17 protein-coding genes and 1 other annotated feature are annotated in these 17,048 nt (G+C 38.2%); of the genes, 13 read left to right on the top strand and 4 right to left on the bottom strand.

From position 1 onward, the window contains the following. Positions 1 to 8 precede the first annotated feature (8 nt). Positions 9 to 1,532 carry a UDP-glucose--hexose-1-phosphate uridylyltransferase gene (gene galT / locus ACFX4E_RS10525; RefSeq protein ID WP_098965969.1) on the top strand — a complete coding sequence of 508 codons (1,524 nt, stop codon included), beginning with the start codon at positions 9 to 11 and terminating at the stop codon, positions 1,530 to 1,532. 42 nt (positions 1,533 to 1,574) lie between these two features. Here the strand turns inward: galT and ACFX4E_RS10520 are convergent, their stop codons facing one another. Both ACFX4E_RS10520 and ACFX4E_RS10515 read right to left on the bottom strand, forming a co-directional pair. Continuing rightward, positions 1,575 to 2,459 (bottom strand): NAD(P)-dependent oxidoreductase, encoded by an 885-nt coding sequence (locus ACFX4E_RS10520; protein WP_136790168.1) that lies wholly within the window; start codon positions 2,457 to 2,459, stop codon positions 1,575 to 1,577. A 202-nt stretch (positions 2,460 to 2,661) separates the two neighbouring features. Next, positions 2,662 to 2,850: a YjzD family protein gene (locus ACFX4E_RS10515; RefSeq protein WP_013055400.1), complete on the bottom strand. Its 189-nt coding sequence runs from the start codon at positions 2,848 to 2,850 to the stop codon at positions 2,662 to 2,664. 209 nt (positions 2,851 to 3,059) lie between these two features. On the opposite strand from ACFX4E_RS10515, the gene ACFX4E_RS10510 reads away from it, so the two are divergent. From ACFX4E_RS10510 to ACFX4E_RS10500, 3 genes are all read left to right on the top strand, one after another. Then, a complete protein-coding gene (locus tag ACFX4E_RS10510; protein WP_013081744.1) occupies positions 3,060 to 3,800 on the top strand; it encodes a hypothetical protein in 741 nt (246 codons plus the stop codon). Positions 3,801 to 3,981: 181 nt separating this feature from the next. Further along, entirely contained in the window at positions 3,982 to 4,866 is an 885-nt protein-coding gene (locus ACFX4E_RS10505; RefSeq protein ID WP_028407462.1) for an NAD-dependent epimerase/dehydratase family protein, read from the top strand. 77 nt (positions 4,867 to 4,943) lie between these two features. Then, on the top strand, positions 4,944 to 5,138 hold the full coding sequence (locus ACFX4E_RS10500; RefSeq protein WP_013081746.1) for a ComZ family protein: 195 nt from the start codon (positions 4,944 to 4,946) through the stop codon (positions 5,136 to 5,138). A gap of 28 nt (positions 5,139 to 5,166) precedes the next feature. On the opposite strand, the gene ACFX4E_RS10495 is transcribed toward ACFX4E_RS10500, so the two are convergent. Then, positions 5,167 to 5,367, bottom strand: coding sequence for a hypothetical protein (locus ACFX4E_RS10495; protein ID WP_025749899.1), 201 nt, complete (start codon positions 5,365 to 5,367; stop codon positions 5,167 to 5,169). Between the two features lie 256 nt (positions 5,368 to 5,623). Here ACFX4E_RS10495 and ACFX4E_RS10490 point away from each other — a divergent pair, with 256 nt between their 5' ends. From ACFX4E_RS10490 to ACFX4E_RS10450, 9 genes are all read left to right on the top strand, one after another. Further along, a complete protein-coding gene (locus ACFX4E_RS10490; protein ID WP_028407464.1) occupies positions 5,624 to 6,562 on the top strand; it encodes a beta-ketoacyl-ACP synthase III in 939 nt (312 codons plus the stop codon). 39 nt (positions 6,563 to 6,601) lie between these two features. Further along, positions 6,602 to 7,843, top strand: a complete 1,242-nt coding sequence (fabF, locus tag ACFX4E_RS10485; RefSeq protein WP_013055405.1) for a beta-ketoacyl-ACP synthase II — start codon at positions 6,602 to 6,604, stop codon at positions 7,841 to 7,843. Between the two features lie 106 nt (positions 7,844 to 7,949). Continuing rightward, positions 7,950 to 8,723, top strand: coding sequence for a DUF2268 domain-containing putative Zn-dependent protease (locus ACFX4E_RS10480; protein ID WP_377237324.1), 774 nt, complete (start codon positions 7,950 to 7,952; stop codon positions 8,721 to 8,723). 226 nt (positions 8,724 to 8,949) lie between these two features. Further along, positions 8,950 to 9,972, top strand: coding sequence for an ABC transporter ATP-binding protein (locus ACFX4E_RS10475; RefSeq protein ID WP_028407466.1), 1,023 nt, complete (start codon positions 8,950 to 8,952; stop codon positions 9,970 to 9,972). Further along, entirely contained in the window at positions 9,972 to 10,955 is a 984-nt protein-coding gene (locus tag ACFX4E_RS10470) for an ABC transporter ATP-binding protein (protein ID WP_016763042.1), read from the top strand. Before ACFX4E_RS10475 ends, ACFX4E_RS10470 begins: the two co-directional genes overlap by 1 nt. Positions 10,956 to 10,998: 43 nt before the next feature. Further along, a complete protein-coding gene (opp4A, locus tag ACFX4E_RS10465) occupies positions 10,999 to 12,738 on the top strand; it encodes an oligopeptide ABC transporter substrate-binding protein (RefSeq protein WP_377237325.1) in 1,740 nt (579 codons plus the stop codon). Between the two features lie 21 nt (positions 12,739 to 12,759). Further along, positions 12,760 to 13,725 carry an oligopeptide ABC transporter permease gene (gene opp4B, locus ACFX4E_RS10460; RefSeq protein ID WP_016763044.1) on the top strand — a complete coding sequence of 322 codons (966 nt, stop codon included), beginning with the start codon at positions 12,760 to 12,762 and terminating at the stop codon, positions 13,723 to 13,725. 11 nt (positions 13,726 to 13,736) lie between these two features. Then, positions 13,737 to 14,651, top strand: coding sequence for an oligopeptide ABC transporter permease (opp4C, locus tag ACFX4E_RS10455; RefSeq protein WP_028407468.1), 915 nt, complete (start codon positions 13,737 to 13,739; stop codon positions 14,649 to 14,651). 300 nt (positions 14,652 to 14,951) lie between these two features. Next, positions 14,952 to 15,701: a YjbA family protein gene (locus tag ACFX4E_RS10450; protein ID WP_014461589.1), complete on the top strand. Its 750-nt coding sequence runs from the start codon at positions 14,952 to 14,954 to the stop codon at positions 15,699 to 15,701. A gap of 28 nt (positions 15,702 to 15,729) precedes the next feature. Here ACFX4E_RS10450 and trpS read toward each other — a convergent pair whose 3' ends face one another. Next, a complete protein-coding gene (trpS, locus tag ACFX4E_RS10445) occupies positions 15,730 to 16,719 on the bottom strand; it encodes a tryptophan--tRNA ligase (protein WP_026106503.1) in 990 nt (329 codons plus the stop codon). A 76-nt stretch (positions 16,720 to 16,795) separates the two neighbouring features. After that, positions 16,796 to 17,000, bottom strand: a binding site (T-box leader). Positions 17,001 to 17,048 lie beyond the last annotated feature (48 nt).

Below are 17,048 nucleotides of genomic sequence, written 5' to 3'. Positions count from 1 at the left end.
ACGAGTGTATGTCAGTCAACATTCATGAAGAAATCACCCGACTTATTCAATATGGTCTGCAAAAGAATCTATTAACAAAATGGGATATAGATGTGGTGAGAAATAAACTGCTGGAAGTGTTAAAGCTCGATGAATACATCATGGTAGAAGTCAAACAAGAACGTCTGGAACATCCAGCTGCTATTTTAGACAACATGCTTGATTGGGCTGCTAAAAACAATCGAATTGCCGAGAATTCTATCACGTATAGAGATTTATTCGATACCAAAATAATGGGATGCTTTGCAAGCATGCCGTCAGAGGTTAATCGACTATTTTATGATTATTATCAACAAAGTCCTCAAAAAGCCACAAGCTACTATTATAAGCTGTCAAAAGACATTCACTACATTCGCCAAGATCGAATTGCTAAAAACGAAAGATGGGTAACAAACACTGATTTTGGAGAGCTTGAAATTACGATTAATTTGTCTAAGCCGGAAAAAGATCCAAAAGCAATTGCAGCAAGCAAATCATTGAAGGAAAGCAACTATCCACTGTGTCTTCTCTGTAAAGAAAATGCTGGTTATGCAGGTCGTATTAACCACCCAGCTCGTCAAAATCATCGGATTATTCCTGTGGAATTGCAAGAAGAGCTGTGGTACATGCAGTTTTCACCTTATGTTTATTATAATGAACATGCCATTATTTTTGCGAGTGAACATACACCCATGCATATTTCAAAGCAAACGTTTAAGCGGCTGCTTGCCTTCGTTGAACAATTTCCACATTATTTTTTAGGATCAAATGCAGATCTACCCATCGTAGGAGGATCTATTTTAACTCATGACCACTTTCAAGGCGGCTATCATGAGTTCCCTATGGCTAAAGCAAAAATGAATAAATTGTTCTCTCTCAAATCGCATGAAGAAGTGAAAGCCGGAATTGTTCATTGGCCGATGTCGGTCGTTCGTCTTCAAAGTCCGCACCTTGCACCATTAGTGGAAGCAGCAGATTTTATTTTGAAGAAATGGAAATCATATAGTGATCAAAGCGCTGGTATTTTAGCTTTTACAGATCAAACTCCTCACAATACAGTCACACCTATTGCTAGGAAAAGAGGAGATTTGTACGAATTAGATTTAGTACTGCGAAACAATCGAACAAACAGCAAACATCCAGATGGCATTTATCATCCGCATGCAGAAGTTCATCATATAAAAAAAGAAAATATAGGTTTAATTGAAGTAATGGGGCTTGCAGTTTTACCTGGTCGTTTAAAAGACGAAATGAGTCTAGTTGCCAAAGGGTTAGTTCAGAATAACCTGAGCGAGTTAGCCAGCAGGCATGACCACTTAAAAAAACACGTGGAGTGGGCTGAGCACATCAAGAAAAAGTATCCGCATATTGAAGAGAAAAATGTTCACGAGATTCTCCAACAAGAGCTTGGTTTAGTATTTGCGACTATTTTAGAACATGCAGGTGTGTTTAAACAAACTGCTGAAGGACAGCTTGCATTCAGTCGCTTTATGAATTCGTTAAATGAAGAGTAAATTATTAATAAAAACAGGCAGCTCATTATGAGCTGCCTGTTTTTATACAGTTAGGGCATGCTGTTTTAACAGGGTATATAGAGCCTGCGTTCCTTTATTGTCATCGCCTTGTTTTTCAAGCTGTTCATAAAGCGATTTTGCTAATTTTAATCCTGGTGTATACAGCTCCATTTCTTGGGCTGATTCAATGGCAATCTTCATATCTTTAATAAAGTGTTTAATATAAAAGCCCGGTTCGAAGTCTCCTTTAATCATGCGAGGGGCTAAATTGCTTAACGACCAGCTTCCCGCTGCACCTGTTTCAATACTTTTTAAAACGGTGTTCGGATCTAATCCTGCTTTTTCAGCATAAAGTATCGCTTCGCATACACCCATCATATTGGAGGCAATAGCAATTTGATTGCACATTTTTGTGTGTTGACCAGCTCCAGCGCTGCCTTGAAGAACGATATTTGTTCCCATTTTTTCAAGAATAGGCGTAACGGCAGAGAACGCTTCAGCATCGCCTCCTACCATAATCGCTAATGTTGCGTTTTGAGCTCCAATATCGCCTCCTGAAACAGGAGCGTCAAGCGCATGAATGTGCTTCTCTTTTGCTGCTTGATAAATCTCACGAGCAAGGATAGGGCTTGATGTTGTCATATCAATTGTATAGCAGCCTTTCTTTGCATTATGTATAATGCCGTCTTTGCCTAAATAAATCTCTTTTACATCGTGAGGATAGCCTACCATGGTGATAATAATATCAGATTGTTCGGCCACTTCTTGAACGGTTTCTTTCCAGTTGGCCCCTTTTTCAAGTAGTGCTTGAGCACGAGTTTTTGTTCGCGTATAAACAAGGACTTCATATCCTGCGTCAATTAAATGCCCGGCCATGCTTTGACCCATAACGCCTGTTCCGATAAAACCAATTTTTTCTTTAGTCACGGCAGTATTCACTCCTAAAATTAATAGTTTGATTATTCTAAAATTATATAGTTAAAGGTTGGGATAATCAATGATTATGAATGTATATAAATGTAAAAAACAGCTTCAGTCACTTGTTTTGAATACGAGTTAACGAAAGAAATTGCTGAGAAGAGCTTATGTCAAAAGATAAAAAAAGCGCTGGCTTTACAGCCAACACTTTTTAGTGATGATTATTTGCTGGTTTATTCGGTACACCCAGTTCTCCAATCAAAATTACAACTAGCGTGAAAACTACTCCAAGGATGGAAGCGGTTGCGAAACTGTAAGTACCGCCCGTCATTGCAGAGATTACGTACACTGCCATATTCATTAGTAAAAAGCCCCAAACAAAAGCCATTACGACACGCATTCTATTCACCTCGTTTACAGTACAGTTTGATTTCATTTTAGCATATAGCAGTCAAATAAGAAATTGAATTTTTTATGAATAAATAAGGGGCGTGTTCCCATATAGAAACAAAAGAGCAATAAGTCAGAAATAGGCATTATTCTAGTGCGCTTTTTGATGGTTCTATCATACACTGTATGGAACAACTAGTAAGTTACGGAGGAAGAGCTATGATACATCGACGCTTTTTTAGCTTAGATACGCAATGGAATGTCGTACATGTCCCTGAACGACCGAATGGTTTCGGTGTGTTAGTATTGGGTGATAAAGATCATTTTGTTGAAAGTTCAACTAGCTTATGGATTCAGCACGGCGGAAGGTCACAGCTGTTGCAATGTTTACAAGATGAAGGATACACAGTATTTTATTCCAATTTATATGGCCGGCATTGGGGGTCTCCTGAAGCATATCACCTTGCAAAACAACTTTATCATTTAGTAATGAAACAAGAAATTTTAAATAAACGAATTCATATTTTAGCTGAAGGAATGGGGGCTCTGTTAGCGCTGCAGCTAATGGAAAATGACGGGAATACGTTCGTTCGATCAGCTGGTTTACTAAATCCATGTATTGATCTTCATACGCATGCAGAACATGAAAAAAACAATAAATTCTTTTATAAACAATTCACGAAGGACTTGACTCAAGCTTATAAAGTGGAGCGCAAGCAAGTATCAAAGTTAATTAAGGAGTACCCTTCTGTTACAGAATTAAAATCAACGCTGCCCGTGAAGATATGGACGGCGCCTAATGCCTCTACTCATTATCCAATTGCACACAGTAAAAAATATGAACTACATCGTGAAGAACTTCACTCTCCGATTATGCTTTCACTTTATTTACCGGAAAAAAACTATTTGTTTGAACGGTCCCTTCTCCAATTTTATAAACAGCATGAAAAAGTGTTATAAGCAAAGCTTCTATGATTATACATATCATAGGGGCTTTTTGTATAAGAGATAAAATGAAAAAAGAGTTCATGATGCTTTTACAGGTGAGCTTCTTTGAAATAAGGAATGAGTGGCCTTTATAACTATAGGGATTTAAGCTTTTTGTTGAATAAATGATGAATGAAGAATTGGAGGAAGCGATATGGGAAATGTAGTAGTAATAGGGGCAAACCGCTTTATTGGTTTTCATTTATGTATGGCTTTTTTAGACGAAGGTACAGAAGTAAAAGGGTATACACATTCTGCTCATAAAGAAGAAGATGATTTGCAGGAAGAGATGAAATTTTTCTTAGGGCGAAACGCTAATTATGCATCGACTGAAGTAGGAGAGTCATTAGATATGATCACCTCAGAAACGGATATTGTCTACTTTACGTATTTCGATGGAGGAGATTTTTATCATCCTGATTTTTTAAGACAAGAAATGCAAAAAGCGCAGCAAGTGCTCATTCAAGCGCTTAACAAATGCCGTCAATTCAACATTCGATTTGTGTTTGTTTCTACCATGCGCGTATTTGGAGACCAGCAGCGAAAGATTGAAGAAACAACGATTCCAGAACCGGACAGTAGTGAAGGAAGGCTATACGTTCATTTTGAGCGAATGATAGAGAAATATAAAGATGATGGATGGCCCATTATAATTGTCAGAACGCCGACTCTTTACGGACCTTGGCAGCCTTTGTCAATGTGCTATTCCAAAAATATTGCCGGGTACGAAGAGGCATTTAACATTATGGAAGGCACGGATTTTATTATTTACATTGAAGATGCCGTCAGTGCACTTAGACGCTGTAAAACTGCTGCATATTCATATGAAGTGGTTCATTTAGTGGAAGAAAAGTTACAGCCTTGGAGCGCAGGAGCAAACATTACTCATATGGAGGTGAAGGAAGAAGCGGCTCAAGAAAAATATGAAATCAGCAGGAAAGCGAAAGAACTGCTGCATTTTTCTTCAAAAGTAACGGCTAAAGAAGGCATTTATCTGCAAAAAAAACATATGAGAACATTCTTTTTACCTCTTCATTAAAAGGAGAAAGTTGTACTTATAGAATAGATTCGCTAATATAAGGAGGAATAAATGTTTTTAATAAAGGAGATTTCACTATGGAAGAGCAAAATATGCAATTCATGCAAATTGCAATGAAGTACTTGCCAGAAGCAAAACAGATCTTAGATGAAACAGGCGTTGAGTTATCAATGGAACACGTACAGCCGGTATTGACATTACTAACAAAAGTAATGAACGACGCTTATGAGCTTGGCAAGCAAGATGCATTAGCTGAAAATGAAAACAACTAAAGAAAACAGCTCGGTAGAATCCGAGCTGTTATTTTTGTTTGGAAAATAAATCGACTAAAGGGGCAAACTGTTTAAGAAGAGGAGCTAGTTCTTCGACGGCGAGTACAATTTCATCGATTTGTTTAAATAATCGTTCCCACTCCTCTCGTTCTCTTTCTTCTCTTGATTTTCTGCGCCCAGCTCCAAACATAAAATCAGAAAAACCTTCATTTCTTTGTCTTCTTGCCATGATACTCATTCCTTTCACTATTTTAATGGTGGGTAAGTTCTTACCTAATGTTCCATACTAGAGTAAGAGGGTCCCGTATGATTACTATATGTAGCATGATAGATACCTGAGTAGGACGAACACCTATATAGACAAAAAATAAAAAATGAAGTAAAATTAGTACCAACTCATAATAATTGATTATATAATCGATAAATGAAATGACGGATATAGGTTTTATAGGAATATAAGCCTTTTATTTAAAGGAGAGGTTGATATGAACGCTGGTGTTCTAGGAATTGGACGTTATGTACCAGAGAAAGTTGTAACAAATTTAGATCTTGAAAAAGTAATGGATACATCAGATGAGTGGATTCGTACGCGCACAGGTATTCAAGAGCGCCGAATTGCAGCTGATAACGAGGACACATCTGATTTAGCTTATAAAGCAGCAGTTGAAGCTTTACATAAAGCTAACGTCAAAGCAGAAGATATTGACATGATCATTGTTGCTACGGTAACGCCAGATCAACCGTTTCCTACAGTATCATGTATGCTACAAGAAAAATTGGGAGCAAAAAAAGCAGCTTCTTACGATGTGAGTGCTGCATGTGCAGGGTTTATGTACGGCATGATTACAGCTAAGCAATTTATTGAAACCAATGCTTACAAGCATATATTAGTGGTCGGTGTAGAAAAGCTTTCTAAGATTACAGATTGGGACGACCGTAACACGGCTGTTTTATTCGGAGACGGAGCAGGTGCAGTTGTAATGGGACCTGTATCAGAAGGACGAGGTATTTTATCCTTTGAACTAGGGTCGGACGGTACGGGAGGCAAGCACTTGTATCAAAACGAGCTTGATCATATTGTCATGAACGGACGTGAAGTATTTAAGTTTGCTGTTCGACAAATGGGGGAATCTGCTGTTAATGTAATTGAAAAAGCGGGTTTAACAAAAGAGGATGTTGATTTTCTTGTACCTCATCAAGCGAATATTCGTATTATGGAAGCTGCAAGACAGCGATTAGATTTGCCTGAAGAAAAAATGTCTAAAACAATCCAATACTATGGCAATACATCAGCAGCATCGATTCCAATTTCAATTGTTCATGAGCTTGAAGCAGGGAAAATTCAAGATGATGATTTAATTGTAATGGTTGGCTTCGGAGGCGGCTTAACATGGGGAGCTATTGCTATTAGATGGGGAAAATAACACTACATTTTTAAAGCAACTGAAGGAGATGAATGTACGATGAATAAAAAACGTGTAGTTGTAACAGGACTTGGTGGGCTTACACCAATTGGAAATGACGTAGAAACAGCTTGGAAAAACGCAGTAGCAGGCGTGTCTGGCGTTGGTCCTTTAACAAGACTAGATGCAGATGAATTCCCGGCTAAAGTAGCAGCTGAAGTAAAAGATTTTAACGTGGAAGATTTTATTGACCGCAAAGAGGCTCGTAAGATGGATCGCTTTACTCAATATGCAATGGTAGCTGCATTGGCGGCTGTTAAAGATGCGGATTTGACTATTACAGAAGAAATTGCTCCAAACGTCGGCGTTTGGATTGGTTCTGGAATTGGCGGTATGGAAACGTTTGAAAACCAATATTCAACGTTATTAGAAAAAGGTGCCCGCCGTGTAAGTCCATTTTTCATTCCGATGATGATTCCTGATATGGCAACAGGACAAGTTTCTATTGCTTTAGGGGCGAAAGGCGTGAACTCTTGTACGGTAACGGCATGTGCCACAGGTACAAACTCTATTGGTGATGCGTTTAAAGTCATTCAACGCGGAGATGCAGACGTGATGGTGACGGGCGGTACGGAAGCGCCAATCACGCGTTTATCTATTGCTGGTTTCTGTGCGAATAAAGCACTTTCTACAAATCCAGATCCTGCAACAGCATCTCGTCCGTTTGATAAAGACCGCGACGGCTTCGTTATGGGAGAAGGTGCGGGTGTTATTGTGCTTGAAGAGCTTGAACATGCACTAGCGCGCGGCGCACGTATTTATGCTGAAATTGTGGGCTATGGTTCAACAGGAGATGCTCACCATATCACAGCGCCAGCTCCAGGAGGAGAAGGCGGCGTTCGTGCAATGCGTCATGCCATTGAAGATGCAGGCCTACAGCCAAGTGATATTGATTACATCAATGCTCACGGTACAAGTACAGGATACAATGATAAATTTGAAACAATGGCTATTAAAGAAGTATTTGGTGACCACGCTCAAAAAGTAGCAATTAGTTCAACAAAGTCAATGACTGGCCACTTGTTAGGAGCTGCTGGCGGAGTAGAAGCTATTTTTAGTGTGAAGGCAATTCAAGACGGTATTCTTCCTCCAACAATTAACTATCAAACACCTGATGAAGAGTGCGATTTAGACTACATTCCAAACAAAGCGCGTAAGCAAGAAGTAAAAGCGGTGCTAAGCAACTCACTTGGATTTGGCGGTCACAATGCAACAATCATCTTTAAAAAATACGAAGCATAATGAAAAATTCTAGGCTGATGCCTAGAATTTTTTTTATTTTTAATAACCAAAAGAGCAGCTGTGAACATATCATGAAACAAAAGGATGAAGAAAGTGAGGGGAAAACATGCCGATTGTTTCAACTTCTACTTGGACGGAGCCGAAAGAAATAAGCCGTTATCTTGCGCGCTATTTTAAGAAATTAAAAGAAAAAGAATATATGGAATTACTTTTTAACTATGGAATGTGTCCGCCTTCTTTAATGTTTATAAAAGAATTAGAAGAAATGAAGAAAAGACAGGTTTGGAAGAAAGTTAAAGCACATTATGAGAAGCTTAAAAAAGCATGGAATGGGCCCGATGTAGCAGTACTAGTGCTTCCAAGCAATCCTAGAAATCGAAAAATGCAGCGTGAATTTAATGGAAGAGCAGGTGTCGCTTTTACCGATAAATTATTTGTGTTTATGACAAGTCATACATCTGATGAAGAAATGTTAGCGGTACTTACCCATGAATACCATCACGTTTGCAGGCTAAAAGCCATTAATAAATCTGATGAAACGATTACTTTGTTAGACGCTATGATGATGGAAGGGTTAGCTGAAAGAGCTGTAGAGGAGTATTGCGGTAAAAAATATTTAGCTCCGTGGACAAATTATTATACCATTGAAGAAGCTAAAAAAATGTGGGAAAAGCATGTTAAACCTTATTACAATCTGCGCGCTGATGAAAAGAAATATGATCAACTGTTATTCGGCCAAAATTGGTATCCAGAAATGATGGGCTACAATATTGGTTATCATCTTGTTACTTCATGTATAAAGCCTCACACTTTAACTACTACACAGCTGCTTCCTCTTAGCACCAATACTATCTTAAAAAAATCTGCGTTCCAACTGTAAAAAAACAAGTTCTATATACCTAAAATTAAAAATAGTAAATTTTATCCTATTTCCAACAAAAAATTAGGAGGTTTATGCGTTAAAGTGCCGAAGGGATATTCAGAAATCATTATTTTAAAAATAAAAAATATAATTAATTTTCAAAATATATTGATTTTGTAATGAAATTGTAATAATATCTTATTCAAATATAACAATTTTCAGAAAAATGAGGTGTGCACTATAAATGGATAAAAAGCCCGTCGAATCAACACCTTTACTAGAAGTGAAAAATTTACAAACTGCTTTTTCCATTAATGATTCCTGGCATAATGCTGTGGACGACGTGTCGTTTCAAGTCGGACGAAAGCGAATTATAGGGGTTGTAGGAGAATCTGGCTGTGGAAAAAGCGTATTGTCTTTATCCGTTATTGGGCTATTACCTAAAGTAAATAGTCAAATTAGAAGCGGAAGCGTTTTATTTAACGGAAAGAATCTTACGCACTTATCAGAAGATGAGATGAATGATGTTCGGGGGAAAGACATCTCAATGATTTTCCAAGAACCGATGACATCCCTTAATCCTGTGTTAACCATTGGGTATCAGCTGCAGGAAGTATTGTTTAACCATATGAATATATCGAAAGCGGAAGCGCGTGAAAAAAGCATTGCGCTTTTAAAAAGCGTTGGTATTTCGAGATCCGAAAAGCTCATTGATGAATATCCGCATCAGCTGTCAGGAGGAATGAGGCAGCGTGTCATGATTGCCATGGCGGTAGCTTGTCAGCCTAAACTTTTAATTGCTGATGAGCCGACAACGGCACTAGATGTTACGGTTCAAGCTCAAATTTTAGAATTGCTAAAAGAAATTCAAGAAAGCAATGATATGTCTATTATTATGATTACACATGATTTGGGAGTAGTTGCTGAGATGTGTGATGAAGTGATTGTCATGTATGGCGGAAAAATTGTGGAGCATACAGATGTTGATACGTTATTTTATGCCCCAAAACATCCGTACACGAAAGCGCTTCTTCACTCAATTCCACGCATGGAAGATGATGTAGAAGTATTAAATACGATCAAAGGAATTGTGCCTTCTCTTGTAAACATGCCGCGGACAGGCTGTCGTTTCGTTAACCGATGTCCTCATGCAATGGAAGACTGCAGTTCCGTTACGCCTGTTCTTCGCCAGGATTCACAGGGGCATGATGTCGCATGTCTGCTGTATAAAAATAGCTATCCGTCAAAAGGAGTGAAGACAAGCTAATGACTAAAGCGGTGAAAGATGTATTGCTAGAAGTTCAGCATTTAAAAACCTACTATCCTATTCACGGCGGATTTTTCCGAAAGAAAATTGGTGATGTAAAAGCAGTTGACGGTATTTCTTTTGCTATTCGAAAAGGAGAAACGCTCGGTCTAGTAGGAGAATCTGGCTGTGGAAAATCCACGGCAGGAAGAACGATTTTAAGACTGTTGGAACCAACTAGCGGAAAAATTATTTTCGATGGTAAAGATATCACAGAAGCAAAAGGAACTTCTCTCCGTAAAATTAGACAAGATTTTCAAATGGTTTTTCAAGATCCCTATGCTTCCCTCAATCCAATGCAAATGGTTGGAGATGTGATTTCTGAACCAATTCGGAATTTTACAGGAAAATCAACCAATCAATTAAAATCAGAAGTTATGAATCTACTTACAAAAGTAGGGTTACCGGAAGATGCATACTATAAATATCCTCACGAATTTTCCGGTGGACAGCGTCAGCGGATTGGAATTGCACGTGCACTTGCACTTCGTCCAAAACTTATTATTGCTGATGAACCGGTATCGGCACTCGACGTTTCTGTCCAATCACAAGTTTTAAACCTTCTAAAAGAACTTCAACAAGAATTCGACCTAACCTTTTTATTTATTGCCCATGATTTGAGTGTTGTTAAACATATGAGTGACCGTATCGGTGTTATGTACCTAGGTGGTTTAGTGGAAATTGCTGATAAGAAAAGTCTGTACGCAGAGCCATTGCACCCTTATACGCAAGCGCTTGTATCGGCTATACCTGAACCAGATCCGCGAAAGAAAAAACAGCGTATTATTTTACAGGGAGATGTGCCAAGTCCAATTGATCCGCCAAAAGGCTGTGCGTTTCATCCTCGCTGTATACATGCAATGGCGGAGTGCAGCCAAACGAAACCTGCCTTAAAGGAGGTGAGACCTGGCCATCAAGTAGCTTGCCATTTATATAACTCGTAAAAGCTACATACGAACAGATTATTAGTTAAATAGGGGGAACGTCATGATGAAAAAGAAATCGTTTTTATCACTTGTTTCCATTTTGCTTGTGCTGTCGCTTTTTCTAGCGGCATGCAGCGGTGGAAGCAGTTCTTCATCTTCTAGTAATAAAGAAGGCGGAGAAACAAAAACTGAAAGTGCAAAAACAGACAAGCCAAAAGATGGCGGGACGATTACGTATGGGATTGACGGAGCGCCGGAAGGAGTATTCGATTTTAGTTTCTATCAAGGTGAATACGACGCTAACGTTCTGCAATTTATTAATGAAGGTCTTTATGATTACGATAAAGAGATAAAAATTCAGCCCAACTTAGCTACTTGGAAAATTAGTGATGATAAATTAACATATACCTTCAAATTAAAAGAAGGTGTTAAATGGCACAATGGCGATGAGCTAACAGCTGATGACTTTAAGTATACTTATGAGACAATAGCAAATAAAGATTACACAGGACCGCGTTATGCCAATGTAGAAATTATTAAAGGTGCTCAAGAATACCACGATGGCAAAGCAGACTCTATTTCTGGAGTAGAAGTTGTTGATCCTCATACGTTTAAAGTAACGTTTAAAGATGTTCGAGTGAATAACCTAGACACGTTATGGGCATATCCAATGCCGAAGAAATATTATGAAGGTATTGCTGTGAAGGATCTTCAAGAATCGAAAAAAGTTCGTCAGGAGCCAATTGGTGTAGGTCCTTTTAAAGTAAAGAAAGTAGTATCAGGAGAGTACGTGGAATTAGAGCGTAATGATGACTATTGGCAAGGGAAGCCTCACTTGGATAAAGTTGTCGTAAAGGTTATTGATCCATCTGTTGCGGCCGGAGCTTTAAAGAAAAATGAAATCGATGTATTAAGTGTACGCCCAGCAGATTTAGGACAAATCAATAAATTGGACAACATTGAACTTCTCGAAGGAAAAGCATCTATCTATTCTTATATAGGCCTTCGTTTTGGTCATAGAGATAAGGACAAAGGTATCAGTGTAGACGATTATGATAAGTTTAAAGATAAAAAAGTGCGTCAAGCGCTAATGTATGCATTAAATCGACCAGCTATGATTAAAGCGTTCATGAATGATAAAGCAACGGTTTCAAATACGGTTATTCCGTCTGTTTTCTGGTTAGCAGCAGATCCAAAAGATTTAAACCAGTATAAATATAACCCAGAAAAAGCTAAAAAATTATTAGCAGAAGCAGGTTATAAAGATGTAAATGGCGATGGATTTGTTGAAGATCCAGACGGTAAGCCATATAAGATCTCGTTTGGACATTACGCTGGCCCAGCAAACTTTGAGGGGCGTGCAAAAGCCATTATTCAAGCATGGAACGATATTGGTGTGAAAACTGAATTAGCATCGGGTTCATTAATTGAATTTAACTTATACAATGAAATGAAAGAAAACGATGATAAATCGTTAGATGCATTTTTTGGCTCATGGGGAACAGGATATGACCCAGACCCAAGTATTACGTGGGGATCAAATGCAGAGTGGAACCATGGTCGTTGGATTAATAAAGAATCTGATCAGCTGATTAAAGATTCGTTAAGTGAAAAAGCATTTGATGATAAATATCGTAAAGATGTTTCTGTGAAGTGGCAGAAGTTATTCAACGAAGAGCTTCCAGCCCTTCCTTTATGGGAAAATGTTAACATCTATGCAGTTAATAAACGTCTTAAAAATGTAACGATGGATCCAGATACAATCATCCTAGATTCACATAAGTGGTCAGTGACAGAATAATTAAAAGAAGGAGAATCAACGATGCTACAATACTCATTAAGACGTATTTTAGGAATGATTCCTATGTTGATTCTAATCTCCTTTGTCGTTTTTTCCCTGGCAAAAATGATGCCAGGGGACCCTTTTGGGGGCATGATTGACCCAAGTAAGACAGATCCAAAATATATCGAAGAGATGCGTGATAAGCTTGGATATAATGATCCTATCTATGTACAGTATTGGACTTGGATTAAAGGGGTGCTTCAAGGAGATCTTGGAAAATCAACAACACATAAGTTGCCGACACTTGAAATTATAAAAGAACGTATGCCTAATACTATATTTTTAGCGCTGACTTCATTATTTATTACTTATGTATTTGCTTTTATACTGGGGATGTATGCAGGTAAAAAACCGTATACTTTAGGAGATAATCTAATTGCAGGGTATAACTATTTTGCATTAGCGGTTCCATCGTTCATTGCTGGAATTGTAGGAATTTATTTCTTTTCTTTTCAGCTAGATTGGTTTCCATTTAGCGGTTCAGTAGAAGTTGGATTAGAAAAAGGAACGTGGGCATATATACAAAGTAGAATACATCATGTTATTCTCCCAGCTTTAATATTAGGACTGATGTCAACTGCTCAATATACGCAGTTTTTACGTAATGATATTATTGAAAACAGTCGCAAAGATTTTGTGCGCACAGCCAGAGCAAAAGGGACAAAAGAATCTAAAATTTATAATGTTCATATCTTACGCAATTCAATGATTCCTCTTATCACCTTCTTAGGTTTTGACCTTGTAACAGTAATTGGAGGAGCTATTATTACAGAAACAATTTTTACATACCCAGGTATTGGAATGTTATTTGTAGAATCTGTGTCGACCCGGGATTATTCTGTAATGATGTCACTAACGATGCTATTTTCAGTACTTACACTACTTGGAAATTTACTTGCAGATGTGTTATACGGCGTAGCAGATCCGCGTATTCGTTTGGATTAGGAGGAGAAAGTATGGAAATTGTAACGAAAAAAGATGTACAGCCAGAAGTGAATATGAAAGCTCCTAAAAACCTTTCTCCATGGGCGATTGCGCGAAAGAAGTTTGTTAAAAATAAACTGGCCATGATAAGTTTAGCTTTTATGATTGTGATTACGCTTCTTGCCATTTTTGCACCGCTGCTTACAAAAGCAGATATTACACGTATCGACTATATGGCGATGAATGCAGCGCCTTCTAGTGAGCATTGGTTTGGAACGGATACAAATGGGCGAGACGTATTTGCACGTACATTGTATGGAGGAAGAACTTCGTTACTGATTGGAGTTGCTTGTACAACGCTCGTTATTTTAATCGGAACTTTTATTGGTTCGATTGCGGGTTATTACGGGGGCAAGGTGGATCAATTCTTAATGCGTTTTACAGACTTTGTATTAAACTTTCCGCTAATTGTTTTCGTTGTAGTGTTAAATACAATCCTAATTGGAAAGATCTCAGGCGTTTGGACGCTCATCCTAGTTGTTAGTTTCCTAAGCTGGGGAAGTACGGCCCGGCTGGTTCGAAGCAAAGTCTTGGCTGAAAAAGAAAATGAATATGTGCTTTCAGCTGTTTCCATTGGGTGCAGCCCGTTTAAAATCATCTTTAAACATTTGCTGCCAAATGTGTTTTCAACGATTGTGGTTCAAGCCAGTTTGCAGATGGCGATCCTTATTGTGTTTGAGTCAGCGATTAGCTTTATCGGTTTTGGCGTGCCGGCTGATACGCCAAGCTGGGGGAATATGCTGACAGAAGCAAGGGAATCAGATGTGCTGCAGAATAAGCCTTGGATGTGGGTTCCGCCAGGTTTAGCTATTACATTTACGATCCTAGCTATCAACTTCATTGGTGAAGGATTAAAAGATGCTTTGAATCCCAAATCTCTTCGTTAAAAATCTATCACAAAAGTGTGATAGATTTTTTTAGGTTTGTCAGACCTCCTGACAAACCTATTACTATAGAAGAAACTCGGATTTTTTTCTGCTTATAGGGGTCGATATAGCTCATAAAGCCTTTAGCAATCATTAGCACTGGCGTTATATCTGTGCTTCGAAATAAGTGCATTTGAACAATAGCCAACAACGAAGGTATTTTACAATTAATTTTTAGAAAAATAACATCATTTGGAATAAAAATTCCTTTCTCTGCCTATACTGATGGATAACAAACAGATAGTAAGTGAGGGGTAAATTATGCTATATCTTCATGATGTATGGGTTAATTGGTTTGAAGGCGAAGAAAACGGTTATAATGTGTGTCATTTCCATGAGTGGAGAAAAGACGATTGTGTAGAACTGCTCGATCAAGCACCGTTATTAAAAGTAAATCCGCTTTTATTTCATTACATTGAAAATGATCTTTCCGAGCTACCTCAACAACTACTACAAGATGTCTATCAGAAAGCATACATTCGGAAAAATCATGAACGCACGCAGGTTGAATATTGTTTTATCGTTACAGATGGAACGAATATTTTAGCAATTGATACGATGGGATATCATATTCCAATTCGAAAAAGCCGCTTAATTCCAAGACAAGAACAGTTAGTCTATGAGATGATTGCGGATCAAGAAGAGCTAGAATATAAGTTCAGTGAAGACGAGCTGAATAAAAAAGAGCATCATATTCTTTCACCGTCTCCTGAAACGATGAGAGGACTAACACGTAAAGAACGTCAGCTAAAACAGCTGTTATTTATGGCACTTGATCAGCTACATACAACAAAAAATACAGCTCAAATCCGCTACTGGTACACGGAGTGGAATCCAACGAAGTACGAAGACATTCAAGAGATGCCGTTTCAAGACGTGTGGAATCAGCTATACGATGAAACGAAGTCAGGGTGGTCACCGAAGCATAAATTATTATGCGAGCGCTTAGTAAAAGGACAACCTTTCTTTGAAAAACTTTGGGAAATTGAACAAGAGCCAAAAGTTAATTAAAAAAAACGACTGCATAGCAGTCGTTTTTTTAACGTTTACGGCCAATTCCCATTGCGTTTCGCATTTTGCGAAGCATTTTATTAGCCGTTGCATTTGCTTTATCGGCACCTTGATCTAAAATATCATCTAGCTCGCTAGAATCAACTAATTCATAATATCTTTTTTGAATTGGAGCAAGTGCTTCAGCTACCACTTTGGCTGTGTCAGCTTTAAAGTCACCATAACCTTTGCCTTCGTACATCGCTTCAATGTCTTCGATCGATTTATTGGCTAGGATTGAATAAATACTTAATAAGTTTGAAATACCTGGCTTATTTTCTTTATCGTAGCGAACAATACCTTCTGAATCCGTTACGGCACTTTTGATTTTCTTTTCAATTGTTTTAGCGTCATCCAAGAGCGTAATGAAAGCTTTTTGGTTTGGATCGGACTTGCTCATTTTTTTCGTAGGATCTTGAAGAGACATGACGCGTGCGCCCACTTTTGGAATACGTACTTCAGGGATAGTGAAGATATCATTGTATTTTTTGTTAAAGCGCTCAGCTAAGTCACGCGTTAATTCTAAATGCTGCTTTTGATCTTCACCAACTGGAACCAAATCGGTGTTGTATAAAAGAATATCCGCTGCCATTAATGGAGGGTAAGTTAGTAATCCTGCTGATACTGCTTCTTTTCCAGCAGATTTATCTTTAAACTGAGTCATGCGTTCAAGTTCACCGATATACGCTACGCACTGTAACATCCATCCCGCTTCTGTGTGGGCAGGCACTTCCGATTGAATAAATAAAGTCGATTTTGCTGGATCAATTCCTACCGCTACATACAGAGCAGCAAGGCTGCGAATGTTTTTACGAAGTGCTAAACGATCTTGAGGCGTTGTAATTGCATGCTGATCTACAATACAAAAATGACAGTTATAGTCATGTTGAAGTTCAACAAATTGCTTCATCGCTCCAATGTAGTTACCTAAAGTGATTGTACCGCTTGGTTGAATACCTGAAAAAATTGTTTTCATCAAATCTTCCTTTCATCTGCACATATATGATGCTAATTTACGGATACAACATAAAAAGGCCCATCCACTCCTAGCATAAGCTAGGGGCGAATGGACCGCGTTGCCACCCTAATTAGCACACATAATTGTGAACTATCTTTATTCATGTAACGTTGAGGTCAACGTTCAAGCTTTGCACTTGAAAGCTCCAAAGTCCATTCTGCAGGTTTCAATGTTTGTTCTCACCAGCCACAAACTCTCTAAAAATGAAAATTCTGCATACTACTCTTTTTCACAGCTTTAATTATATAGTTATTCGTTATTATAACGCGAAAAAGCAGGAATTTAAACAT

Source organism: Priestia sp. YIM B13491, from assembly GCF_042787605.1.
Taxonomy (GTDB): Bacteria; Bacillota; Bacilli; order Bacillales; family Bacillaceae_H; genus Priestia; species Priestia megaterium_E.
Note: the sequence above shows the minus strand (reverse complement) of the source record. Positions and strands in the feature narration are given on the sequence as shown.